The 25,138-nt window shown below is 45.3% G+C and carries 19 protein-coding genes; 14 read left to right on the plus strand and 5 right to left on the minus strand.

Going from position 1 to position 25,138, the window contains the following annotated elements:
* Nucleotides 1–241: 241 nt before the first annotated feature.
* The 10 genes from J2X75_RS08350 (at nucleotide 242) to J2X75_RS08395 (ending at nucleotide 16,898) form a co-directional block, all read left to right on the plus strand.
* Nucleotides 242–979, plus strand: a complete 738-nt coding sequence (locus J2X75_RS08350; RefSeq protein ID WP_310336702.1) for an alpha/beta fold hydrolase — start codon at nucleotides 242–244, stop codon at nucleotides 977–979.
* A 651-nt stretch (nucleotides 980–1,630) separates the two neighbouring features.
* Nucleotides 1,631–5,902, plus strand: a complete 4,272-nt coding sequence (locus tag J2X75_RS08355; RefSeq protein WP_310335684.1) for a discoidin domain-containing protein — start codon at nucleotides 1,631–1,633, stop codon at nucleotides 5,900–5,902.
* A 19-nt stretch (nucleotides 5,903–5,921) separates the two neighbouring features.
* Nucleotides 5,922–6,212, plus strand: coding sequence for a hypothetical protein (locus J2X75_RS08360; RefSeq protein ID WP_310335686.1), 291 nt, complete (start codon nucleotides 5,922–5,924; stop codon nucleotides 6,210–6,212).
* Complete coding sequence (locus J2X75_RS08365; RefSeq protein ID WP_310335688.1) at nucleotides 6,202–7,494, plus strand: RICIN domain-containing protein; 1,293 nt, start codon at nucleotides 6,202–6,204, stop codon at nucleotides 7,492–7,494. The genes J2X75_RS08360 and J2X75_RS08365 overlap by 11 nt, the downstream gene beginning before the upstream one ends.
* Before the next feature lie 400 nt (nucleotides 7,495–7,894).
* Nucleotides 7,895–10,111, plus strand: coding sequence for a helix-turn-helix domain-containing protein (locus J2X75_RS08370; RefSeq protein ID WP_307536151.1), 2,217 nt, complete (start codon nucleotides 7,895–7,897; stop codon nucleotides 10,109–10,111).
* Between the two features lie 230 nt (nucleotides 10,112–10,341).
* On the plus strand, nucleotides 10,342–11,316 hold the full coding sequence (locus J2X75_RS08375; RefSeq protein WP_150367097.1) for an ABC transporter permease: 975 nt from the start codon (nucleotides 10,342–10,344) through the stop codon (nucleotides 11,314–11,316).
* 29 nt (nucleotides 11,317–11,345) lie between these two features.
* Entirely contained in the window at nucleotides 11,346–12,218 is an 873-nt protein-coding gene (locus J2X75_RS08380) for a carbohydrate ABC transporter permease (RefSeq protein ID WP_223869055.1), read from the plus strand.
* A gap of 77 nt (nucleotides 12,219–12,295) precedes the next feature.
* The gene (locus J2X75_RS08385; RefSeq protein ID WP_310335693.1) at nucleotides 12,296–13,870 is read left to right on the plus strand and encodes an extracellular solute-binding protein; all 1,575 of its coding nucleotides are present in this window, start codon (nucleotides 12,296–12,298) and stop codon (nucleotides 13,868–13,870) included.
* A 100-nt stretch (nucleotides 13,871–13,970) separates the two neighbouring features.
* Nucleotides 13,971–15,413 carry a glycosyl hydrolase family 28 protein gene (locus J2X75_RS08390; RefSeq protein ID WP_310335695.1) on the plus strand — a complete coding sequence of 481 codons (1,443 nt, stop codon included), beginning with the start codon at nucleotides 13,971–13,973 and terminating at the stop codon, nucleotides 15,411–15,413.
* Nucleotides 15,414–15,740: 327 nt separating this feature from the next.
* Nucleotides 15,741–16,898, plus strand: coding sequence for a glycoside hydrolase family 88 protein (locus tag J2X75_RS08395; RefSeq protein ID WP_307536142.1), 1,158 nt, complete (start codon nucleotides 15,741–15,743; stop codon nucleotides 16,896–16,898).
* A gap of 443 nt (nucleotides 16,899–17,341) precedes the next feature.
* Here J2X75_RS08395 and J2X75_RS08400 read toward each other — a convergent pair whose 3' ends face one another.
* Complete coding sequence (locus J2X75_RS08400; protein ID WP_310335698.1) at nucleotides 17,342–18,898, minus strand: glycine betaine uptake BCCT transporter; 1,557 nt, start codon at nucleotides 18,896–18,898, stop codon at nucleotides 17,342–17,344.
* A 1,072-nt stretch (nucleotides 18,899–19,970) separates the two neighbouring features.
* Here J2X75_RS08400 and J2X75_RS08405 point away from each other — a divergent pair.
* Nucleotides 19,971–20,732 (plus strand): pentapeptide repeat-containing protein, encoded by a 762-nt coding sequence (locus J2X75_RS08405; protein ID WP_310335700.1) that lies wholly within the window; start codon nucleotides 19,971–19,973, stop codon nucleotides 20,730–20,732.
* A gap of 91 nt (nucleotides 20,733–20,823) precedes the next feature.
* On the plus strand, nucleotides 20,824–21,456 hold the full coding sequence (locus tag J2X75_RS08410) for a histidine phosphatase family protein (RefSeq protein WP_310335702.1): 633 nt from the start codon (nucleotides 20,824–20,826) through the stop codon (nucleotides 21,454–21,456).
* 137 nt (nucleotides 21,457–21,593) lie between these two features.
* On the opposite strand, the gene J2X75_RS08415 is transcribed toward J2X75_RS08410, so the two are convergent.
* The 3 genes from J2X75_RS08415 to J2X75_RS08425 are packed head-to-tail and all read right to left on the minus strand — an operon-like array spanning nucleotide 21,594 to nucleotide 23,099.
* Nucleotides 21,594–22,136, minus strand: a complete 543-nt coding sequence (locus tag J2X75_RS08415; RefSeq protein ID WP_310335704.1) for an FAD-dependent monooxygenase — start codon at nucleotides 22,134–22,136, stop codon at nucleotides 21,594–21,596.
* 13 nt (nucleotides 22,137–22,149) lie between these two features.
* Complete coding sequence (locus tag J2X75_RS08420) at nucleotides 22,150–22,407, minus strand: FAD-dependent monooxygenase (protein WP_310335706.1); 258 nt, start codon at nucleotides 22,405–22,407, stop codon at nucleotides 22,150–22,152.
* Nucleotides 22,408–22,421: 14 nt separating this feature from the next.
* Entirely contained in the window at nucleotides 22,422–23,099 is a 678-nt protein-coding gene (locus tag J2X75_RS08425) for an FAD-dependent monooxygenase (RefSeq protein ID WP_310335707.1), read from the minus strand.
* Between the two features lie 130 nt (nucleotides 23,100–23,229).
* Here J2X75_RS08425 and J2X75_RS08430 point away from each other — a divergent pair, with 130 nt between their 5' ends.
* A complete protein-coding gene (locus J2X75_RS08430; RefSeq protein ID WP_310335708.1) occupies nucleotides 23,230–23,865 on the plus strand; it encodes a TetR/AcrR family transcriptional regulator in 636 nt (211 codons plus the stop codon).
* 147 nt (nucleotides 23,866–24,012) lie between these two features.
* Here J2X75_RS08430 and J2X75_RS08435 read toward each other — a convergent pair whose 3' ends face one another.
* On the minus strand, nucleotides 24,013–24,171 hold the full coding sequence (locus tag J2X75_RS08435; RefSeq protein ID WP_310335710.1) for a hypothetical protein: 159 nt from the start codon (nucleotides 24,169–24,171) through the stop codon (nucleotides 24,013–24,015).
* A 153-nt stretch (nucleotides 24,172–24,324) separates the two neighbouring features.
* On the opposite strand from J2X75_RS08435, the gene J2X75_RS08440 reads away from it, so the two are divergent.
* Nucleotides 24,325–25,032, plus strand: coding sequence for a response regulator transcription factor (locus J2X75_RS08440; protein ID WP_310335712.1), 708 nt, complete (start codon nucleotides 24,325–24,327; stop codon nucleotides 25,030–25,032).
* Nucleotides 25,033–25,138: the final 106 nt, after the last annotated feature.

Consider the following 25,138-nt stretch of genomic DNA (forward strand, 5'->3'; position numbering starts at 1 on the left):
AAGAGCAGCCAGGCCTACTAGCGTGGATCTCAGTCCTTCTTCATGCTCATCTTGCCCGATTCCTTCAGGCACGTTCTTACTTTGATACCTTCTGAGACAATTTTAAAATTCCAAGTCAAATCATTGCACCGCGTAAGAGGGATCTTTAGATTCGAAGATAAACAGGATACTATTATCTTATTGAGGAGGATGACAAGTGGAACTTTTTTACGAAATCGAAGGGGATGGATCCCCAATAGTCATGATTCACTCGGGAGGTGTCGACTCAAGGATGTGGAGGTATATGGTGCCGGAACTAGCGCAATCCTTCAAGGTCATTACCTTCGATGGTCGAGGAACGGGTCGCTCCCCTGCTATGCAAGAGCCAACTTCACTTGTGGAGGATTTGCGCAAACTTCTCGAACATCTCGGGCTAGACCGTGCCACACTTGTCGGCCATTCCATGGGTGGGCAAGTCGCGACTGATTTTACGTTATCATATCCTTCCATGGTTGAACAACTTGTGGTGATTGCCCCTTCATTGACGGGATATGTATATTCGCAGGAATTTACCAATTATATGACATCGGTGAATGCGGCCGCTCCCGATATTTCTAAACTTGTGGAGTTGTCCTTGGCCGGACCGATCTATCGGGCTACGATGGCTAGCCCCCATGGGAGTTTTCTGAGTGAAATGCATGCTCACTACATGGCAAGGGTATTTACCGAGTGGAGATGCTTTGAGGTCCTGTGGCCAGAGCCGCCTACGATTGAACGGTTAGAGAAAATTGCAGTAAGTACTCTATTCATACAAGGAACAATAGAATGGCCGGACATGTATAATATCGCCGAGCACTTTAAGCGTGTCCCTGCGATTCAGTTTGCCGAAATCCAAGGGGCCGATCATATGCTTGTAATAACTCATGCGAAACAACTAGCAAATTGCATCCAACATTTTATACTGGGAGAGCTCGATAATGCCGTGGATCCCAAGAAGTGAATGAACGTATTTGTCAAGCCACCGAGGGAAATATTCGTACGGCTCCAATGGATATTTTTACCTAGAAAGGATATCACAGTGCTGCGATTAACAATATGCCAAGAGAAGGAATATTCCTGGGAGCATTGACAAGAACATGGTCCGATTACCGATTAGGTGTATATCTAAATAATAAGCGATGTAGTTAAAACCTCACTAAGTACCATATTACATGAAAATGTTCACATTGTATGAGCCAACGGACACCATTGAAAGGTAAACAGGGAGTGGACCATGAGCGTATTAAATCGTCAATGAGAATTAAATTGCGTCAGAACATACAGATCCGGAGGCAAAGATCATTAGAGACTTATTTACTCTGTAAACTCCTGAACTGGCAGAAGGCACAAGCATTAACGATGTTGGTCAAACATCATTTTTCGAGCATCCTTCAGGGTGCTTTTTCTTTTGCACTCATAAAACGAAATGTGAGCTGTTTTAAGCCTGTTTCAGCTAACGCTGCCTTGATGATTTGAAAGATATCTTAACAAATTGAATGATTTTGCAATGGACGCAGCTTGTGAAATCCTGCAATGTTATAGAGAATAACGAAACATCAATTCATAACGAATTGAATGGCACACAAGTCTACGACATGAAGGAGGAGTGTAAATGGCATCTCGGCAAAAGCGCGGCTTAAAAAACCAGGCCAAGTGTATTGTAATGTTTATGTTAATCGTTAGTTTGGTTGTAGCGGGTTATCCTTATCCGGTATCTGGTGAGGCATCTCTCAACGAGAATATGGCAGCAGAATATCTGCCAACGATTTATGAGGAAATTGATGCAAGCGGTTTCAAGCATCCGGGAATTGGGCTTACCAAGGACATTCTGGAGAATATGCGCACACAGGTGCTGGCAAAGCAGGAGCCCTGGTACAGTTATTTTAATCGAATGACCGAGTCTGGAGCCGCATCCAGAAACGTTACGTCCAGCAATCAGAGCAGTTCGGATCCGACAAAGCCTGGCAGCGTGAATTTTAACAGCCAATCCTTTAACTCCAAATTTATAGCAGACAGCTTAAAGGCCTACACGCAGGCCATCATGTACTATGTAACAGGGGAACAGGTGTACAGAGCTAATGCGATGGGCATCATCCGAATCTGGTCTCAGATGGACCCGGCAAAATACAGCTATTTCACCGATTCGCATATTCACACTGGAATTCCACTGAATCGGATGGTGACAGCAGCAGAGATTTTAAGATATACGAGCAGCACAACGCAAGATCTGGAATGGACAGATCAGGACACAACAGATTTTAGCAATAATCTCATCTATCCGGTCATTGATACATTCCAGCATCATAACGGGTATTTTATGAACCAGCATCTGTATCCCCTCCTTGGAGCCATGTCAGGATATATTTTTACAGGAAACCGTGACCGTTACAATGAGGGCGTGGAATGGTTTACCGTGAATGAGACCGCTGTGGATCAAGGACAAAATGGCTCGATTAAGCAGTTATTTCGATGGGTGGATACTAATATTCTGACAGGTGAAGCGGTGGTTCCACCGAGAGTTCAGCATGTGGAGATGGGTAGGGATCAGGCCCACGGCGCTGGGGATATCACCAATGTGGAGATCTTGGCCCGCCTGTTGGAAGCACAGGGAACCAAGGTCGATCCAGTCGCAGGAACGGTGTCCAGTGCGGAGAATGCGGTCACTGCCTACGAATATTTGGATCAAAGGATATTGAAGGCGGCCGATTATTTTGCACAGTTCATGCTGGGCCATGATACGCCATGGACACCGGTGGCGGCTCATACGGATGCCGATGGCAATCCGACCATTATCTATAAGGAGCTGGCTGAAGGGTACAGAGGACGTATTGGCGGCAACGTCTATGGTCTCTACTATTATTACAAATATGCGGCAGGCGTAGATATGGAAGAGGAAGCTCCCTACTATGCCGATATGTTTAAGAAGCGACTGCCTTTTTATTGGGAATCTCCAGATGGAGGCGCTGATTATTGGATGTTTATCCCTGCAGAAGCAGCGACTGAAGGTGCAACAACACTTCCTAAAGTATCGACGAATGCGGATTGGAATGAAATGGAACACCGAGCTACAAGTCTGGATTCTCATTCCGAGATCAAACAAGAGGGTGCAACATCCTTTGTAGAGATTACAGCCACGGAAGAAGGGAGTCGAGTCTCCATCGTCAGCACCAGCACTCCCGTCAAAACCATAGGACTGCGAATACGGACCAATGGTACCGCCAAGCTTGTGATCAATGGGTGGGACGATGCTCCTTTGATTTTGCCGAATACCCAGGGACAGTGGAAATATGTAACCTATACCATGCACAACCTGCGAAGTCTAAGTGATCTGACGTATTTCAAAATTCAGGGAGCGGGTACTGTAGTGAATATGGATCACATCCATCTTAAAGCGGGTGAACAGCTGACGCCACCTGTCTTTAACGATAGCGGAACCTCTCTTGATCTGTATTCGTATGTCGGGTCAGATGCTGCATTGCAGTACGATTTTTCTGCAACGGACGCAGGCGCAGGCGACAGCGTCACCTACCAGATCGATCATAAGCCTGAGGGGGCTGTGTTTGACGAAAGTAGGGGGGCTTTTTCGTGGAGGCCGGAGCAGGTCGGGACCTATTCCATAGTGTTAGGAGCAACGGATGGAACCTCCATCACAGCCAAAGAAGTCAGGGTCGTTGTGAGCGCTGACCGATCATCTGCCGTTGCTGCAGTAATTGCTCCCTATAACCCGGAAACCACCTATGTATCGGCGAGTTTAACGCACTACAATAACATATATGCTGATATCATGGACGTAATAGCAACGGCAACGGATGACGAGTTTTTGCAAAAGCTGGTGGATTTGAGATCTGCGGTAGCAGATCTCCGGGAGTTAACACCGCAGCTTCAGGATGGAAGTATGGACTATTCCAGTATGCTGACTGCCGCAACGTTCTACAATGAAACGCTGAATTTATTGGATAATTACGCGGGGAGTTTTGCATTTTATGGTAACGCCGTCAATTTGACACACACCATGGATTTTGGACCGGATTATAAGGTGAGTGCGGATGCCTTCTCCCTTCAGGTAAGGGCGAGCTTTCCCGAGCGGATCGGCGGTACTGCGATTTTTGGCTCCAATGATAATGAAAGCTGGACACGACTAACTCCAGAGTTAACTGTCGTGTCTGAAGATATGCAGACACTGGAGGTCAGCGAAGCACACAAGAATACGCCTTTCCGTTTCTTTAAGATTCAGATGATTGAGCCATCCAGTACCATGCTGGAGTTGTCCGAATTCAGAATATTTGGTGAACGCCATGAAACGAATAATAAACTTCAATCGCTCTCAATAAACTCTCCCCAGAGCGTACAGAACCGGGTTGATACAGGCAATACGGTTGTGCTGACCTTTGAATCCACCGAACCGATTCAAGATGTGCAGGCTGTGATTCAAGGTAAGGAAGCAACGGCGCATTCAACGGATCACCTGAACTGGACGGCATCGGCAGTCATGGACAATCTTGCGCCTACAGGTCCTATCCGCTTTGCCATCGATTACAAAACGGCTAATGGGCTGTCGGTAGGTCCTGCCCTCTTCACGACGGATCAATCTTCGCTGTATTTGGTGAACCAGTCCAAGCTCCTCGATGTATCCAGGCTGGCCACAGTAACAGCTTCGGATAAACAATATGGTACCGGGGGACTGAGCAAGGAACAGGTAGGGTATCTATTGTTCGATGGCAATACGGGCACTTATGGCGATCTGGCTACTGGTGCCGGAGCCTACTATACGGTGGACTTTGGACCAGATGTATCGGTTACCGTGAGCGATATGATGCTGATGCCCAGAGCCTCCTATCCTGCAAGAATGAATGGAGTCGTCCTGCAAGGATCGAACGACAATAACAGCTGGACGAACTTGATTTCAGCCGTCACAGGAACAGCAGAAGGCAAGTGGACTTACATTGGCGGGGACAGAATAATTGATCATGATGCTTACCGATACCTGAGAATTTACAACAGCGCTGCCTGGAACGGTAATGTGGCAGAAGTGGAATTGTACGGACAATATGATATTCGCAGCATCGATTCCAAGGTAGTCAGCCCGGATGGATATACCAAGGGAAGCTATTACAAATACATGCAAGAGGTTGAGCGGATTCGAGCACTCTTTAACCATCCTGCATCCGATCGGCCCGCTTTGCTGGAGGAGCTGTACCAAGCTCAAGAGCAGCTGGTTTCTCTTGATTCTCTGCCTGCACAGAAGATTAGCGTAACGCCTTCCATGGTGGCGGCTTCCACGCCAGTCTATCAGAATAAGGGGACCAAAGAGCAGAATGGTTGGCGTGCCGTGGACAGCAATGTCGATACGTTTACCGATACAATGGATGCTGTATCATGGATTGATATTGATTTGGGAGAAAATCAGGCCGAGTCATTATCGAGCTTCAAGTTTTATCCGAGAAACGGTAAGGCCTCAGAAATTACGCGAGTTAACGGAGCTATTCTGCAGGGTTCTAACGATGGTACGCATTACACCGATTTGAATACCATCAGCGGGATTAGCAGCGTCCAATGGTATACGGCTCAGATAACCAACGATACAGCGTTCCGATATCTGAGGTACTACTCACCGGGCGGCTATGCCAATGTGGCCGAACTGGAATTGTACAGCAAGCCCACAGACCCAACCCTGCTGGTAAAGCTACTGGAACAAGCAGGCACATTAGAGGCGGAAATCTATGATGAGGCTGGGTTTACCGCCATGTTGGCGGCCAAATTACTGGCCACGGAAATAGCGGAAGATGCTGATAGCACCCAAACACAGATTGATTCCGCAGCTAATGAGTTGCTTCAGGCAATACAGGCACTGGTTATCAAGACGGAAACGAACGAAGAAGGATGAAAGGAGTGGCTGGTGCAGGATGAAAAAAACTTTGATTGTTACCATGGTGTTCAGTCTGTGTATGGGGATGTTCGGATTTGGTTTTGCGGCAAAGGCAGAAGCAGCAGCTGAATTTACGCACCCTGGTCTTCTGCATACACAGGCAGATTTCAACCGCATGCAGCAGATGGTAGGCGCAGGTGCGCAGCCTTATCTGGATGGATGGAATCAGCTGCTGAACAGTCCGCTTTCAGAGTCTGGTTGGACTCCGAGTGCGAAGTCTACAATTATCCGGGGGGGGGACAGGCGACAATGTCGCCTTGCTGTATAACGATATAGCACGTGCATATCAGAATGCTCTGCGATGGAAAATCAGTGGTAATACGGCTAACGGTGATACTGCCCGTGACATTCTGAATGCATGGTCATCGACGCTAACGACACTCACCGGTAATGCCGACCGTTACTTGGCGTCCGGAATATACGGTTACCAGATGGCTAACGCAGCGGAGATCATGCGGGATTACCCTGGGTTCAATGTGACCCAGATGCAAAATATGCTGTTAAATGTATTTTACAAGCCGCTTAATGAACGCTTTCTTATTGGCAATGAATTCGGCGGTGACCACAACGACGCCTACATCCAGAATTACTGGGCGAACTGGGATCTGAGCAACATGGCGGCGACGATTGCGATTGGTATTTTCTGTGACCGCCGTGACATCTATGAAGTAGGCATTGAATATTTGAAGCACGGTAATGGAAATGGCTCCATCTATAACGCAATTCCTTTCCTGCATCCGAACGGGCTTGCACAATGGCAGGAATCCGGACGTGACCAGGCACACACGATATTAGGGATTGGATTGATGGGTGCAATCAATGAAATGGCATGGAATCAAGGGGAAGATCTGTATGGATGGGCGAACAATCGTTTCCTGCGCGCTGCAGAATACGTTGCCAAGTATAACAATGGAGATGATAATGTCCCTTTTGCGACCTATGAATGGGGCTCTGGAACAAACGGTGCTGTTCAGACCCAGACTGTGATTTCGAGTGCGAGCCGTAATGAGTACCGTCCGGTTTGGGAGATGATCTATAACCACTATGCACAACGTAAGGGTCTATCCGTACCCAACATTGCTGCTCGTGCCAACCTGATGAGACCAGAGGAAGGCCCGAACACCGCTTATCCTTCAACGTTTGATCAGCTTGGATTTGGAACACTTCTATATACTCGTCCGGCGGGTAGCGGTGGTTCAGCCACACTTCCCAATGGGAATATAGCTAATGGCACGTACCGATTTGTTGTGCGTCTGGATGGCAAAGCTATGGAAGCAGCGGGTACTTCAAGCGGTGTACAAGTTCGAAAATCCACCTACACGGGGGGAGCCCATCAAAAGTGGAACGTGACTCATCTTGGCGGTGGCCAATACAGTATCAAAAATGTACAGAGCGGGCTTTCGCTGGATGTAGCAAGCGGTGCCTTGAGTCATGGGGCCAACTTTCAATTGTGGAGCAATAATGGCGGTGATAATCAGAGGTTTGCCTTCATTCCTACAGGGCAGGGTTATTATCGAATCACTCCTGTGCATTCGATAATAACCCGCTGACGTGGTGAATGCATCTTCGGCAGAAGGAGCTCTGATTCAGCAATGGAGATTTTTGTTAAGTAGTAACCAGCAGTGGAAGCTCGAACCATCCTAATAATGCATTTTGACGAATCCGCTTGTCTGCAAGAAAGCACGTGTTCAATGTTTATGTCCCGAAGTTCCTATACAAGGAGGCTTTGGGGCATTTTTTTTGCTTTGTTTTGTACCAGATAAGTGCAGGTCCGGGACAGGGTTGAAAGAAATTAGAATAAAGTTAAAGATTTTATACTGGATTTTAGAGAATGATTTTGATAGCTTAAGCAATATGAATAACCATTGTTGATCTCATTTATGATAGCGCATACATTATTGTAGGGACTGGATAGTGCACGATGAGCGAAGCTAAAGGGGATGGATGAAAATGCCTGAATACAGAAAAACCATCTTTATCAAATTTATATTGTCATATACTGTTCTGTCTGTGGTTCTGATCGGTATCATGGGTGGGTATTGGTATACCCAGGCCAATGAAATGATGGAGGATGAGATTGCCAAAGACAATAAAAACCGCCTGGTTTCCGCCAAGGATTATATCGAGCAGACGATATTAAAGAAATATGAAGACAACCTGCAGAATAAAGCACTATCCATTCGGTTTATTCAGAATAACTTCAACTTGAATCTACTGTTAACGAAGAGTTGGGAGGGGAATTTGAGTCGAATTGCATCCTTTCGGCAGGAACTGGAATTCTACAGGATTGAAAATGAAGGGCTAACCAATGTTACCGTTTATTTTCCGGCCAATCATTATGTCGTGGATGCCAGCAACTTTCATATGAAGAGTGATACATCCGAAGATGCAGCTTTCATTATGAAGCTGAACGAAGTAAAACCTAAAGAATGGCTGTTTCGGACCTTGGCGGATGGAAGCAAGGTGATGACCTATGTGATTAAACTGCCATACGAGACACCTGGCGTGCCAACCATGGGTTATTTCTTTATGGATGTAGGGGTGGAATATCTGCAGACGGCGGCTTCCCGAATTTTGAGTTCTCCGGCAGATCAGTTGTATATTTTCGACTCTTCCGGTAAAGAGCTTCTTCACACGGGGGAGTATAATGAGGCTCTCGGTGGTCTATTGCAGAATACCATTCACAACTATCAAAGCGGAGAACAGATTATTGAAGGAGCGGAAGGCAAAGCCGTGCTGTCTTATCTGGAGTCCGCGAACTCCCAGAAGGATTGGACTTATGCGATGTATCGTCCGATGAACTCGTTTGTCCTGTCCTCTGAACAGTTGAAAAACAGTCTTGTAATTAGTTGCGGCGTAGTTGTTCTATTTGGTTTGCTACTATCGTTCTTTTTCTCCAAACAACTCTACATTCCGGTAAAGAGACTGATGATGCAGATCAAAGGTTTACATACATCAAGTGCTGTCACGTCCTTAGGTAATGAGTACGCTTTTATCGGAAGCACCTTTCATCTGATGGAGGAAAAGATCGTAAACCTCGAAACCCAAGCCAGAAAAAATGATTTGAAAAACCTTTTGCTTGGCGTGAGCCTGGAGATCGAAGCGGAACAGTTCATTCAACCGGGATATCACTATTGCACCGTCTATCTCCGGATTCCAAATGAAGGCAGTGCAGGTCTGAAGATGCGTTATGAAAAGATGAATCGGTCTTTACACAGCATCTTCGTTCCATTGAATGAGAATGAGGCAGCTATCATTTATTATATTTCTCCTGATGAGCAGGACGCAGAAGACCGTATTATGGCCGATTTGCTGGAAGCTCAGTATTCTGCTGAGCAGGATTCCCGGTTTGGCGCGGCTATTGGGAGTAGGGTAGACCATCCAGAAGCGCTCGCCGATTCTTATCAGATGGCCAAGCAGGCAAGCAGATATCATTTTTTATATGGAAAAGATTCCATCGTTACGTATTCCAGAGTTCTGGCGATGAGTACAGCGCCTTATCTGTTTCAATACGATCATTTCAAAAATGCACTACAGGCAGGGGATCAGGAAGCAGTTGCTGAGTTCATTAACCACTTTCTGGAGGTTCTTCAGGATGGTCATATGCAGATCGAGACTGCGGAGCTCGCTGTGCTGCAATTAATGATGCAATTGTATCAATCGGTGCTTGAGTTGAAGTTACAGCACTTTCTGCCGCATTCCAATATCTTTGATGAATTGAAAAAGGATACGCTGATCGATACGGTTGAAGGGATACGTAGACTCTGCATGCAGATTACGGAACATTTAAAGTATGCCGGTAACCACGCACATATGGATGTGATTCGTACGTTGAAGGTGTATATTGCAGATCATCTGCATGAAGAGTTATCCCTGCAGATCCTCTCGAAGGAGGTTTCACTCGCCCCTGCTTATATTTCTACACTTTTCAGTGAAGGGACTAAAGAATCTTTTACGGAATATGTAACTCGGTTGCGGTTGGAAAAAGCTGCGGATCTGCTGCGTGATCAGCCACGTCTCTCGGTGTCGGTTATTGCAACGCAAGTCGGATACCGGAATCCTCAGTATTTTCACAGCAAATTCAAATCACGTTACGGCGTAACGCCTGTACAGTATCGGAATTCCCAGCTGGTAGCGCTGGATTCAATCTCTCTGGATAAGGAATAGCACGAGCAAGTATGGAGGTAGAAGGTAAGGTGAATATGACTGTTGTTTGGAGCATCTAACGAATGTTACCCAAGCAGCGGTCATTTTTTATGAATTCTATAGATTTTATAAGAAACCGTGAAAGAATTTATAAGGAATCGAATGAACTTGCAATAGAAAAAGCGCTTACATAATTCTAAGATTGAAGTGTGGCTTGAGGAATTTTGGATGGTTGGAAAGGAGCAGTTATCATGAACCCGGTGCACAATCCGGAAGTGGACGGCAAAAAAAATATATTTAATGGACAGCCGTCAAAATGGGCAGCAACATGGAGGGAATACAAGAAGTGCAGATATCTGTTTCTGCTGCTTGCCCCGGTGATGATTTGGTACGCGGTCTTTGCATACGGCCCAATGTACGGTATTCAACTGGCCTTCAAAGATTTCAGGATTATGGATGGAATCTGGGGAAGTCCGTGGGTGGGCTTCAAACATTTCGAGTTTTTGTTCTTTCAATCTCCTGACTTCTTGCGGATTCTGAAGAATACGATCGTCATCAGTTTTTTGCATATTTTGTTTGGATTCCCGGCGCCGATTATACTCGCACTGCTGATCAATGAGATCCGGTCAGGTGCCTTCAAAAGGGTAGCACAGTCGCTGACCTATCTACCGCATTTTTTCTCCTGGGTCATTCTTTCGGGGATATTAATCACACTGTTGTCTCCATCGTCCGGTGTGGTCAATTATCTGCTCCAGCTTGTGGGATTGGAGTCGGTCTATTTTCTGGGAGATCCGAATCATTTCCGGTCAACACTGGTCATTTCGGCGATCTGGAAAGAAGTCGGCTGGGGCACGATTATCTATTTGGCTGCGCTTGCAGGTGTACAACCCGAAATGTATGAGGCTGCTGTGATGGACGGAGCGAGTCGCTGGAGGCAGACCCTCAGTATTACGCTTCCGACAATTATGCCGGTCATTGTGCTGATGTTTATCCTGCGCATTGGCAATGTACTGGATGCCGGCTTTGATCAGATTTTGAACCTTTACTCACCTGCGACTTATAGTGTGGCGGATATTCTGGACACCTATGTTTACCGGGTAGGCTTGCAGAATTTCCAGTTCAGCCTGACGACAGCGGTCGGTCTGTTCAAGAATGTGATTGCTTTTGCGCTGGTACTGGCAACGAACTATATGGCCAAAAGGTTTGGACAGCAGGGGCTCTTCTAAACAGAATAACCAGATTGGAGGACAAGGCAGTGAAGCATAGCAGGGGCAGTAACCTTTTTCAGGCTTGTTTGATTACGTTCATGATTATTTTGTGTATTGTCATGCTGTATCCGTTTGTCCATATGCTATCGATCTCGTTCAGTACACCGGCAGAAGCATTGAGATTGGGCATCCATTTGTATCCACAGCAGGTATCTTTGTTTGCCTGGGAGAAGGTACTGGGCAATCAAGATATCTGGATGGGGTTCGGAAACACCGTTTTTCGTACAGTAGTGGGGACCGTTTGCTCAATCTTGTTCATGTCGTTTGGAGCATATCCGCTATCCCGTAAATACTTGCCGCATCGCAATGTGTATACGATGTTAATTGTGTTCACGATGTTCTTTAGCGGTGGGATGATTCCTTCCTACTTCCTGATCAAATCCCTTGGGCTGCTGGATTCGCGGCTGGTGTACATTATTCCGGGGTTAATCAGTACGTTCTCCATGCTGATTCTGCGTAATTTCTTTCAGAACATCCCTGATGAGCTGGAGGATTCGGCCAAAATCGACGGAGCGAACGATCTGCGTATTCTGTTTCAGCTGGTTCTCCCGTTATCGATGCCTGTTATTGCCACGTTGTCGCTATGGTCTGCGGTAGGGCATTGGAATGCTTGGTTTGACGCGGTGTTATACATTCAGGACCCTTCCAAGCAAGTGCTTCAGACGTTCTTGAGACGAGTGGTAATCACAGGAGAAAATCTATCCATGTTCGCGGCAGACGTTAAGGGCTCAGAATTGGGTTATCAGGAACCGATCAAAGCCGCTACACTGATGTTCACGGCATTGCCCATTATTATTGTATATCCATTTCTGCAAAAGTACTTCGTAAAAGGAACGATGGTAGGTTCACTCAAAGGCTGATAGGGGTTCATTCAAGCTGTCTCAGGGCGTTTTGATTCAATATGCAAATAGTTAGATCAAAAGGGAGGAATTCAGAAATGAAACAAAAGAAATTCATTACCGGTATGTTGGGCCTAGTGGTGTCGGTTTCATTACTTGTGAGCGGTTGCAGTGGTGGTGCGACTACTGATAACAGTACAGGTGAAACTTTCGATGGGGGCAATGAGAAGCCAATTGAGATTTCAATCGCAAACAACTGGAATATCCCCAAAGCCGATAACAATTACGTCCAGAAGTTTTTGGAAGAGAAATTTAATGTGAAGTTCAAGAATATCTCCTTCGAGACGGCAACCTGGAAAGAACAATTCAACGTCATGCTGGCTTCCGGCCAGATCCCGGATATTATTTCCGTAGACGGCACCGTAGGCGATGTGGTGCAATGGGCGGATCAAGGTATCCTTGCGAGTGTATCCCAAGAGGAGATCAAGCAATACATGCCTAAATACACGGCGGACGTGGAGAGCGTTGATCCAAATGCATGGGACCCAGGTACATACAACGGCAAGAACTGGGGTGTTCCCAAGGTATGGGGGGAAGGTGCAACGGGTTTTATTCCCGCATACAACGGACAATGGCTGAAGGCTATTGGCTATACTGAACCGCCAAAGGATCTTGCTGAGCTTGAGGATGTGCTGACCAAATTCATGAATAATGATCCGGACGGCAACGGTAAAAAAGATACGTACGGCTTGACCGGACGAGGCAAAGATGCCCAGGCACAGCTGTTCAATACGGTGTTCGCAGCTTACGGAGTAGCTCCGTACCAGTTCAAACTGGACGCGAATGGCAAAGTAACTTATGGCGCAATTACAGAGGAAGCTCGCAATGCGTTGAAGTTGCTAAATGAATGGTATAAGGCGGGCATTATTGATCCTGAATTCATCACCGATGGTAATAGCGAGATTCAAACCAAGTTTGTCAGTCTGCGAACGGGCATCATCGAGACGGGAATGTGGCACCATCTGTATGATGATGGATATTTTGGCCTGATCTCCAAAGATAAAGGCATTGAACTTGTTCCCGGTGTTCCGTTCTCTGGGCCAGATGGCAAGAAGTATGCGATGGCCAACGGAGCCTTGCAGCCTCCGTTGTTGTTTGGAGCACAGCTGGAGAAGGATGAAGCCAAACGAATCAAAATTCTGCAAATTCTTGAGTATGTCACAACGGATACGGAAGGTTACTTGACGACGGTGTTTGGCGAAAAAGGAAACTCCTATAATCTGGAGGGCGAATTGGCGGTTGTTACGGAAGCCGCGGCGGGTACGGAGTTAATGAGTGAACTGGGTGCAGGTTTCTATAATCCATTCGGTGCCAAAGTAAGTTCCATGATGAAACATCACTATTCTCCTGAAAAGCTGGCTTTCAAAGAGAAATTGACTAATGTAGAGGGCGTTACTGTCCTGAGTGATCTGATGCAGTCCACGGTAATGAAGACCAAAGCCCAGTATGAGGCCATCTTAAATACATTGCAGGCACAATATTATATTAAAGCAATCTCCGGTGAAGCCAACACGGACAAAGACTTTGATGATTTCCGGTCACAGTGGCTGAACTCGGGAGGACAGTCGGAACTGGATGAGGCCCAACAGATTTACGAGGAGCGCAGTAAATAAAAATGACTTTCAGGGATGAACACAAGATCGTTAGCAGATGAACGTGGGAACGGTGCTCATTTGCTAACTGGCTCATCTCTAGGGATGGAGGAGAACGGATATGCAGACTGTTAATACCGATTTAGTGGTTTATCCAGCCCCGGCTGGTGCCGTAGTCAACCCTGATTTCACCGTGAGTGTCCGCAAGCCGCATGGGGAGTGGCAGCCCTTGTTCAGCTACAATGTGAAGGTCGATATGCATGACATCCGCAATGCATCGATGGTGACGTTTGATTGTTCTGGACCGGTGGAACTGGAGATTGTAAAGAATGAAGGGAGTGTTCAGGCGGCGATCATCCGCCCAATCTCAACAGGGTTAAGCTGTAAGTTGGAAGCAAAACGTATGTCGCTTCATCTGGAGGGTCCGCAGCAGCTATCCTTGGAAGTGAACGGAGATCGATTCCACAATCTGCACATTTTTGCTAATGCTCTGGAGCAGGATGTCCCGCAAGTTTCGGATGACGGTGTCCTGCCGCTTGAACTGGGATTACATAACATGGCAGATATTCTGGGGAATTTGGCAGATATGAGTTCAACAGTGAGATCCAAAGTGATATACTTTCAACCCGGTCTCCATCATTTTGATACATCCCGTTTAGAGGTACCTTCGAATACTATGATCTATATCGCCGGTGGCGCAGTAATCTATGGAGGATTTATTTGTAGCCGCGTGGAGGACGTGGTCATTCGTGGCAGAGGAATTCTGTACCTTTCCGATTTTGAGAAAACGACCTTTTATCGTGGGGTGGAAATCAGTTATGCCCGAAATATATCCATTGAAGGCATCACGGTCATCGATCCGCCCCATTATACAGTCCTGATCGGACAATCCAATTCTATAGATATTTGTAACATCAAAACCTTCAGCACCCGGGGATGGTCAGATGGGATTGATATGATGGCCTGTTCAGATGTAACAATCGACAGTGTGTTTCTGCGTACTTCTGATGACTGTATTGCGATCTATGCTTCACGGGATGAATATCGAGGCGATACGCGGAGGGTTCGTGTTACCCGTTCGATCTTGTGGGCAGATGTGGCGCACCCAGCCAATATAGGCACACATGGCAACTATGAAGGAGATGGAGATGTGATTGAGGATATTGTATTCAGCGATATTGATATCCTCGAGCATCATGAACCACAGCCGGATTACTGGGGATGTCTGGCAATCAATGCGGGAGACAACAATACAGTACAGAATGTGGTATATGAGAATATCCGTATTGAACCCTTCGAATTGGGAGAATTGTTCAATGTGAGAGTGCTGCAAAATCCGAAATACAATCCCGCTCCCGGTAAACAGATCCGCAATGTTCTCTTCAAAAACATTAAGTATAACGGAAGTTGTCTGAATCCTTCCCATATTGAAGGCTACGATGAAACACGCAAGGTAGAGAACGTGAGATTCGAGAATGTGGTGGTGAATGGCGAACATTTATCTAAAGACAAAGATCTTATTCTCGGACCCCACGTCGGTAATGTAAAAGTACAACGAGTATAAGTAGAATTGCGCTGAGGAACTGGAGCATAAATGTAGTAATTCCCTCCTGAAAATCTCCTCGGTCCGTTTGCACTATTCGTTTGTAATCTCTATTGGTCAATATTAGAATGGCTCAAATGGATGACCGTTCTCTCATAAGTCTGGTTATTAATGACAACTATACGAGAGCCAAATCAGCATTGCTACTCCTGTTTTCACAAGTGCAATTATACACAACTAAACTTCCCCCAATTTTATATGCCTAGATGAAAGAAAATTAGAAGATTGAAACGTATAACCTAAGCGGTTAGAAAGAGTAAACTATATAAGGAAAGCAGGAGAATAGCCATGTTAACCATAGGGAAATCGAGTATTTGGCTTCAAGAAGTCGTTCAACGTATAACCGAAAAAATGGACTGGGTGAGCGAGAAATCGAAGGATAAAATTCCTTATACGACCATAAATGGAGTACATGATGACAGATCAGTCCAGAATCCAAGCGGGATGCACGCTGACGGAATCAACTGGTGGACCAATGGGTTCTGGGGGGGGATGATGTGGCAAATGTATCATCTAACTGGTCAGGAGAAATACAAAAAGTATGCGAACCTCTCAGAAGATAAATTGGATGCCGGGCTGCAGCAGTATTACGGATTGCATCACGATGTGGGGTTTATGTGGCTGCCAACCAGTGTCACAAACTATAAGATCACCCAAAATCCACAGTCCCGAAAAAGGGCGCTACATGCAGCCAATCTTCTGGCGGGTCGCTATAACCTAGCAGGGGAATTTATACGAGCATGGAACGACCTTCCTGAAGAAGATAGTCGAGGTTGGGCGATTATTGATTGTATGTTTAATATTCCGCTTCTTTATTGGGCCACTGAAGAAACCGGCGATCCTCGGTTCAAGCAGATTGCCATGAAGCATGCAGATACAGTAATGAAAACATTTGTACGTCCAGACGGATCCGTCAATCACATTGTTGAATTCGACCCATTTAATGGGGGAGTCGTTAAAACGTATGGCGGTCAGGGATATGAGGACGGCTCTTCCTGGACCAGAGGTCAGACGTGGGGACTTTACGGTTTTATGATGAGCTATATTCATACTGGCAAAGAAGAATACTTAAATACGGCAAAGCGCATTGCTCATTATTTTATCGCCAACATTCCAGAAAATGGGATTATTCCTGTTGACTTTAGGCAACCAAAAGAACCCGCATATGAAGACTCCACGGCCGCAGCGATTGCTGCATGTGGACTCATTGAAATATCCAAGGTTGTCGGGCTGCATGAGAAGGAACTTTATCTGAGCGCTGCTATCAAGCTCTTAAAAGTATTAGATGAGGCTCGGGCTGACTGGACGAAGAACTGTGACTGCATCTTAATGAATGGATCATCGGCTTATCATGCAAAAGAACATCACCAGTCCATCATTTATGGAGATTATTACTTTATTGAAGCTATTTTTAAATTAATGGGGCAAGATTTGTATCTTTGGTAAGCACTTATTATGTAGAAAATAGTATAGGGCAGCCAATCTCTTGGGCGGCTTCATATTTTTAGTTTATTACAGTGGACCTCATCAAACTAAAAGTTCACCCACGTTTTGTACTACATGGGTGAACTTTCCCTCATTTCACTAACAAATGTCGATCCCATTAGGGAGTATAGCATCCATTATTTAATATACGGTCATGGGATCTACATAACTTAATATAGCAATGCTCTGACCACTAAGACCTTTCATAAATGAAAGCTGATAAATTGTTTAAGTCCCTAATTTAGCGGCTTGGTAGAGAACAGAGTTTGCTGTCCTTGTAAAAAGGTCATTAGTTTGGTCAAATCCGATTGAGTGAATGTAAGAGTAGAAAAATTACGCTACAGTCTGTATAAAAAGGCACCCGCCTTAAGGCAGGTACCATCTCTATTGAGATCAAGTATACATTACCTGCCGGAAATTTCATTCAGCGAGATTTCTTGTTCCTCCAGCAGTCGTTTCAGCTTTTGGCGCTGTCGTTTTTCCTTCTGACGGCGCTCTTTGTCCTCAGCCTTTAGAGCCTTGAGCAGGGAGAAACACATACCGATAAGGACAATAGCGAACGGCAATGCGGTTACAATGGATGCCGTCTGGAGGCCAGTTAACCCCCCGCTGATTAGCAGTACTACCGCGATGGAGGACTGCATGATTCCCCAGGTTAATTTCACTCTTGCACTTGGGTCCAGCTTGCCATCTGAAGTAAGCATACCCAGTACAAAGGTAGCTGAATCAGCCGACGTAATAAAGAAGATCATGATCAGCATTGTGGCGATGAATGCCACGATCGTGCCCAAAGGCAGCTGCTCCAGCATAAGGAATAAAGCGGTTGTTGTATCTTCCTTGACAGCCTCCGCCAGATGAGCGGCATTGAACAATTCCATGTGAAGTCCTGTTCCGCCAAAGACGGAGAACCAGATAAATCCGAAAAGACTTGGAATAACCATGACGTAAATTACAAATTCCTTTATGGTTCTTCCTCTGGATACCCTTGCGATAAAAGTGCCGACAAAAGGAGCCCACGAGATCCACCATGCCCAGTAAAATAACGTCCATGCTCCAATCCAGGTTTCTCTTGAGAACGGCGTCAGTCTCAAACTCATGTTAATAATATTCTGCATGTAACTGCCCAAGGTTGTTGTGAATGTGTCAAATATAAAAGAAGTCGGTCCAGTCACCAATACAAACACCATCAATAACAAAGCTATAACAAGGTTAACGTTGCTCAGAATCTTAATACCTTTATCCAGACCGGAGGTTGCCGAGATTAAAAACAGTACGGTTACAACTATGATAATGACAACCTGAGACAGAGTCGAGTTAGGAATACCGAATAAGTGATTCAGACCCCCGCCGATCTGAAGTGCACCCAATCCAAGCGAGGTCGCAACACCAAAGATGGTGGAAATGACCGCCAGAATATCAATGACTTTACCAAGCCAGCCTGCAGCAAGACGCTCACCTATCAGAGGAATAAAGGTGGAACTGATCAGCCCTTTGTATCCTTTCCGGAACTGGAAGTAAGCAAGCGCTAAGCCGATGACGGTATAGATAGCCCAAGGGTGCAGCCCCCAGTGGAAAAAGGAATAACGCATTGAAAGTATGGCTGCTTGCGTTGTTTCGGGTACCGCCCCCTCAGGGGCAGATAAATAGTGGGACAGCGGTTCAGCTACTCCCCAAAAAACCAGCCCAATGCCCATACCAGCGCTAAACAGCATGGACAGCCAGGAAAGCGTAGAATACTCCGGCTCATCATCGTCATCCCCAAGCCTAATACCGCCAAATCGGCTGAACGCCAGATAAAAAGCGAAGACCAGGAAGAACAGTGTCGCTAGCAAATAAAACCAGCCAAAATTCTGAATAGAGAAGTTGTAGGCAACATTAGCCACATCTGCCAGCTGATCAGGAGCGACGGCTCCCCATATTGCAAACAGTGCAACGATGATAATTGTGATTGTAAATACCATGATGAGACCTCCGTTATGTAAGCTTCAGCCAACTGTTGTTCCTTAGTATGTGCTAGTCCGTCCTGTAATATTTCGGAAAGCTAGCTTTTGATAACTTAAAACAAACTGCCATGTAATGAAACACCCGCCGGTTTATTCGTTCCCTTTTTAGTGAGGAATTAGTGACAAAGATTCAGGATTTAATTAGGATATTTGTATTAATTCAGAATCCGAGCATAATTATCTATGTAAAATCATTATAGTCGCTACATTTGGCATTATTTAAATGGAAAGGCATTATTCTTGTACAGAAAATATGGGCTACGAGTTTGAGCATGTTGCTGGCACTGACTTTTGCTTACCTTCCCTTCACAAAACTAAACCTTCCTCTATTTGGATCTGTGATTGGATCAACCGAGGCATACTCCTACCTTTGTTGGTACTCATTTTCAAAAATCATCTTTCACTAGATTCAATTGAAAGATTCTCACCTTTAATCATTATGTTCATGCTAAATCTGACCGTAGGTAGCCAGATTTGTAAGGCTCTATTCTACCATGTTGATAAGCCGTTGATGCGCTATCCATTTTACCGGCAGCATGCGAAGCAGCATTTTCTGTTACGATTTAGAAGTATATTAAGCATAAATCTAAAGTTAGGTTCTTGTTTAGTAGCTGTAGTAAGTGTATCTATACTTGTATTAACTGGAGGACAGGATATACGTTTGCTACTTCCTATCTGGGTTATAACCATTGCACTGGCTGTATTTTTCTCAGTACATCATCTGTTGTTATACTATGTAATTCAACCATACACAACGGAGTTGGAAACCAGTAGTCCTCTTTTCTCATTCGTAAACGGCCTTATTTCATTGAGTTTTGTTGTGGCGATGTTTCTAGGTCCTCCACTATGGGGACTAACCGCTGTTATCATGGTGTTGACTTTAACCTATCTATCCATTACTGTCCTTCTCGTAACCAAATATGCTCAAAACAATTTTAGAGTAAAATGAGAAGGGGATACCAGAGAGAATTCAACTCCAAAATAAGGTTATTATAATGAAAAAGATTCTGAAGATATGATGGTGATAGGGATGAAAAGACTTGAGTCTGGTATGTCAGTAAACAACGAATTTTTTTCTGATATTGTCAGGTATGAACACGAAACGATAAGCGGAACGACCATAATAAACTCAAATGTTGGTTCACCTATATTTTGGAGCTGTGACCTGAAACATCTTATATTTGATACCTGTGATCTTACAAATGCGAGATTTTTTGCCGGTAGTACGATTGATCATTGTACATTTATTCGTTCCGATTTGCGCTCTGTTGGCATTGCCAAAGACGAAGCTGTTTTCACAAATTGCGAATTTTCCTCCTGCGATATGAGAGGGATGACATTGGAGAACGCTACGTTTATCGACTGTACTTTTTATAAATGTAGATTCAATGACCGGATTTTACAAGCGGCGAGTATCGTCAATTGTTCCTTTACCGGCAAGCTAGTGGATATTACGTTTGAGGGAAATGGCAAACAAAAGTTAATCGTCAATTTTGAAAATTGCATCCTTGACGGTGTTCGTTTTGTGAGCTGTGACCTGACGCAATGTATTCCGCCAAAATCCAAAAACCATCTGTATGTTGAACAGGTATCCGCACGTGTGAAAAATGCTTTGATGAAGATAGACGATGACCCTAATCTATCTGAAGATGATCGGAAGGTACTGGTACGCAGTCTTCGCAGGCTTGAGCCTATGGAACAATATATTTTTAACACAGCCCATATGAAGAAAATATATGGTGATGTTTTTGTTGAACGATTTTTCAGTAGTCTGGATTGTAACATGGCGTAGATTTTCTCGAACGAATCCGTAGAATAGATGAAGCGCGTTGTATAAGTTATCGCAATAAGGGGGAGTGTAGAAGAAAAAAGGTGGAAGAGAAATGTACCGATTATTCATTTTGATACCCTGTTTTTTTCTGTTGCTTGGAACAACTTATAGTGCCTGGGGAGCAGAGATTACCGGATCTTCTCTCATAAAAGATCTTCAAAAAGGCGGATATATCCTTTATATCCGACATGGAGACGCAACTGTAGGGGAAGATCAACAAAACTTTAGTCTAACAGATTGCACTACGCAGCGGAATTTAAGTGTATTGGGAAAGGAACAAGCTGAAAAGTATGGCGAGGCTATCCGTAAATTAAACATTCCCCTCCAAATACCTGTAGAAGCAAGTCCTTTATGTAGAACCCTCCAAACGGCTCAGATTGCTTTTGGTACACAACAGGTAAAAGTAAATGATTTCTGGTTAAACATATATAATCTCAGTCAAAATCCGAGCACTGAAAAAATAAATAGTACATTGCAAGCATTTACAAATGAAATTGAACAAATACCTCCAACTCATGTTAACAGAGTAATTATAGCTCACTCTTTTCCTCCTGGGATAGGAGTAGGAGAACTTGCGAGTATGGAGACCGTTATTCTAAAACCACTGGGAGATCAAAAAGGGTATGAGGTTATTGGGAAATTGACATTAGAAGATGTTTTACAGCTAGCCGGAGTGTCAAATTAGATTAAAGATTGTATTTCAAGAGGAAAAATTCAAAAAAATGGATTGAGTAAAAGGGGAGGGGCCGCTTTTGGTGACAAAAGTTGCCCTTCTTTGATTTCCTCTTGTATTTATCTTATTTCCCGCTGGTCTTGTCCAAATCAGTTTGCCCGATAAATGGAATTCAAGTAATTCGAAATTGATGAAGTATCATCAATGGAGGTACGCATTGCAATGTAACCGTCGGGACGAATCAGTACAAGTTCTTTACTTGTAACATCGTAAATTCGATAGGCATTACCTGCTGTGTCTATTAAACCTTCCGCCGCCCCATCCACGTTGGATGGCAGGATATAATGTATATGGAGTTCGTTGTTAGTGAAGTTCTTCAGCGAAGGATCGACGCTGTTTGCAAAAGCCAAAAGCGTCCAGTGTGGGCCTCGCAATAGGTCAAAGAGACTTCCTGCAAATCCGGTGCCTTGCAGGCCCGTAGCATTAGGAGCACGATCCCCAGGAAATGAACGGGTAACATTTGTTCGAGCAGAACGACGGGTAAGCGAACTTGAGCGATAGGAAATGAGTAGCCCACTCGTCAGATCGTCGGATATGGTGCTCAAAGTTTGGGACAACCCTCCGCCTTCAGTCGCCGTTCCTATGACCACTCCCATCTTCTTCGTGCTGTCCTCAAGAACAGCTTGAGCCACTGGGCGGCGCTCCTCATCGTACGTGTCGAGTAAGGCGGTGTCCGCTCCCCGTATCACATCCGAACAGTTTCCAGCCGAGATTGTACGCGTCCTGCATCCCCGTATTCATGCCTTGACCACCGGCCGGCGAATGAACATGAGCAGCATCGCCGGCAAGGAAGACCCGGCCGTTGCGGTAACATTCAACCATACGAACGTTGACCCGATAGATGGACAGCCAGGAAGCAGCCGTAAGCCGAACACGTCCGGCCCCTGCGCGACGGTCAAACATGGCTTGATACGCCTCTAGCGACGGCTGCTCTGGTTCTTCGATGTCTTCCGGAATTGTAGCCTGCAGTTGCCAAAGTCACGATCTAACCCTTCCAATCGTACATCGCCAAGATACCATCGCTCATGATCACGTGTTTCCCCAACCAACGGTAAGTGAATAAATTTGCGGATATTGCTTTTGCCTCCGTCAGCGCCGACTACATAACGAGCGCGAATTTGCTTTTCTCCTTGTGATGAATGCACGGTTATCGTTACACCATCCACATCCTGAACAAGACTTATGGCTTCCATGCCCAACTCAACTTGACCGTCAAGCTCTGCATATCGGTCGCGCAATGCTTTTTCTACATCATATTGAGCAATCCAGACCGGATCGCGATAGGGTGTTTCAAGTTCGGGGCTGGCTGCAACGGTAATAGACGGCTTGTCCACACTCCTGCCATCTGCGGTATAATAACGAACAGGCAAATCCACAACACCTGTGTCAATAATGTAGTGGACGGCCTCCAAATCATCCGCGACTTCAAGCGAGCGAGGCTGTATTCCTTTGGCGCGAGAAGCAACGTTAAATAAGGAACTTCGTTCAATAATACGATGGTCGATGTTTCGACGGGCCAGCTCACAGGCAAGTGTAAGCCCTGTAGGACCGGCCCCGACAATAAGAACATCAACAAAAGACGGCTTGGTATTCATGAATAGAATCCTCCTTGATCATTGATTTGATATGCTACATTTGTTATACTACACCGTGCAGTGTAGTTTGTAAACAGAACAAAACTCTAATCAATTTCTGATGGTATACCTATAAGGGGGCAACGTAAGAATGGATCATACGGAAAACAAGAAAATCCGCAAAGGCTCTTCAGACAAAAGAGCTAAAATTATTGCGGCAGCACGAGACCTGTTTCTTTCCGATGGGTTTGATCGATCCAGCGTCGATGCGGTCGCAGCTAAAGCGGGAGTTTCCAAACGGACAGTTTATGATTATTATGGCGACAAACAGAATCTACTGCTTGCCGTTGTTGAAGAATCCAGTTTGGCGGTTCTTGACATGATTGAGCAAGGGATTTCAGATCACCTCTTGGAATTCGAGGATCTGAAGCAGGCGCTCATCTTATTTTGCGAACAAATCGTAGCTTCTGCGAACGGTTCGTCCGATTACATGGCTTTGATCCGTCTGGTTATGGTGGAAGCCGCCAACCTGCCAGACTCGTTTTTTGATAGGCTGGATAACGCAACTGAAGAGGGGATTATCAAGAGGTTTACAGAGTTTGGACAAACCGGATTGCTCCATGTGCCCGATCCTGAAATGGCTACAAAGCACTTCGCTGCATTAACGTTTTTATTGGTATTTAATCAACCTAGAAAAACAGAGGCATTGGAAGAGGAACAAACCAAACGTATCATCACTGAAGGCGTACGCGTCTTTCTTTGTGCTTATGCACCTCGTACCGTTTAAAACGAAAATCAACCATCATACTGAATGCGATTTTGTTCAAAAATAAAAAAAGGACTGTAAAATTCATCTTCTATCGATGAATGCTTTCGGTCCTTTTATGTTTATCCTGTACTAATGAACGACGGTATCGGTTTCCGCCTCTCCTGGTTAACGTCTTCGGAAGGCTCCGCCGCGTGCCAGAGCAAAGAAGATGAGCAGGGCAATAATCGAGCCAACGATGGCTGGAATAATATGAAATCCGCCAATCATGTTGCCGCTTAACCAACCAATAAGTCCACCAACAATGAGTACCCAGAGCAGATCCATGTATTGTTCTCCTTTCTTCGAGTTTATTACAAGTTATGTTGGCTGAGTGGAATATACCTCACCTTCCTGTTGGTGGAGGAATCTAAAGCGTCTGTGCTAAGATGAGGATAAATGATGATTCAAGCTGGGGAACAAGGCTAGAAGGGGTGCACATTGAAGAAAATACTTGTCATTGACGATGAAGTTGCAATTCGAGATTTAATTGAGCTGGTGCTAAGGCGAGAAAACTATGATGTGCAGACCGCAGAGGACGGCAAAACGGGCCTGCAGCTGCTCGACTCTTTTCAACCCGATTTAGTGGTACTTGACTTGATGCTGCCTGACTGCTCCGGATATGACCTGTGCAAGGAAATTACCGGGAAACGTGCCGTTCCTGTGATCATGCTCTCTGCCAAAAACGAGGTAATCGACAAGGTGTTGGGACTAGAGTTAGGGGCGGAAGATTACATGACCAAACCCTTTGACAATCGTGAATTGCTCGCTCGGATCAAGGTGATTCTGAGAAGAAACGAGAGCAAGGAAGAATCAAGTGAAGAAATAGAAGTTAAATCTACATGCATCATTCATGAAGAGCTGACATTTGATCTGGAAAGCCGCAGGGTGCTAAAAAACGGTGTACCCGTATCTTTAACGGCCAAAGAGTTCAAAATTCTGGAAACGTTACTCAAAAGGCCAGACAAAATTTTTACCCGGGATGAGCTGTTGCAGATCGGATGGGGATACGATTTTATGGGAGACAGTCGCAGTGTGGATATGACCATCATGCGATTACGGAAGAAGCTTGAGGATAACGCGGACGAACCGAAGTACGTCAGGACGATCTATGGATTTGGCTATCAACTTGGAGGTGGCGAGGCCTGAAGTATGCAACCCGGTTACTGCTGAATTATTTATTTTTCTCCGTGTTGTCTTTTGGCATCATCATTTTTGCGGTAAATAAAGCTATTGATTACTACAGCTTCGTTAC

Source organism: Paenibacillus sp. 2003 (genome assembly GCF_031455635.1).
Lineage (GTDB): Bacteria > Bacillota > Bacilli > Paenibacillales > Paenibacillaceae > Paenibacillus > Paenibacillus amylolyticus_B.

Excerpts from the sequence above, each read along its gene's own strand:
- J2X75_RS08350 (WP_310336702.1), top strand. The coding sequence starts at position 242 with ATGATTCACTCGGGAGGTGTCGACTCAAGGATGTGGAGGTATATGGTG.
- J2X75_RS08355 (WP_310335684.1), top strand. The coding sequence starts at position 1,631 with ATGGCATCTCGGCAAAAGCGCGGCTTAAAAAACCAGGCCAAGTGTATT.
- J2X75_RS08360 (WP_310335686.1), top strand. The coding sequence starts at position 5,922 with ATGAAAAAAACTTTGATTGTTACCATGGTGTTCAGTCTGTGTATGGGG.
- J2X75_RS08370 (WP_307536151.1), top strand. The coding sequence starts at position 7,895 with ATGCCTGAATACAGAAAAACCATCTTTATCAAATTTATATTGTCATAT.
- J2X75_RS08375 (WP_150367097.1), top strand. The coding sequence starts at position 10,342 with ATGAACCCGGTGCACAATCCGGAAGTGGACGGCAAAAAAAATATATTT.
- J2X75_RS08385 (WP_310335693.1), top strand. The coding sequence starts at position 12,296 with ATGAAACAAAAGAAATTCATTACCGGTATGTTGGGCCTAGTGGTGTCG.
- J2X75_RS08390 (WP_310335695.1), top strand. The coding sequence starts at position 13,971 with ATGCAGACTGTTAATACCGATTTAGTGGTTTATCCAGCCCCGGCTGGT.
- J2X75_RS08395 (WP_307536142.1), top strand. The coding sequence starts at position 15,741 with ATGTTAACCATAGGGAAATCGAGTATTTGGCTTCAAGAAGTCGTTCAA.
- J2X75_RS08400 (WP_310335698.1), bottom strand. The coding sequence starts at position 18,898 with ATGGTATTTACAATCACAATTATCATCGTTGCACTGTTTGCAATATGG.
- J2X75_RS08405 (WP_310335700.1), top strand. The coding sequence starts at position 19,971 with ATGAAAAGACTTGAGTCTGGTATGTCAGTAAACAACGAATTTTTTTCT.
- J2X75_RS08410 (WP_310335702.1), top strand. The coding sequence starts at position 20,824 with ATGTACCGATTATTCATTTTGATACCCTGTTTTTTTCTGTTGCTTGGA.
- J2X75_RS08420 (WP_310335706.1), bottom strand. The coding sequence starts at position 22,407 with ATGTTTGACCGTCGCGCAGGGGCCGGACGTGTTCGGCTTACGGCTGCT.
- J2X75_RS08425 (WP_310335707.1), bottom strand. The coding sequence starts at position 23,099 with ATGAATACCAAGCCGTCTTTTGTTGATGTTCTTATTGTCGGGGCCGGT.
- J2X75_RS08430 (WP_310335708.1), top strand. The coding sequence starts at position 23,230 with ATGGATCATACGGAAAACAAGAAAATCCGCAAAGGCTCTTCAGACAAA.
- J2X75_RS08435 (WP_310335710.1), bottom strand. The coding sequence starts at position 24,171 with ATGGATCTGCTCTGGGTACTCATTGTTGGTGGACTTATTGGTTGGTTA.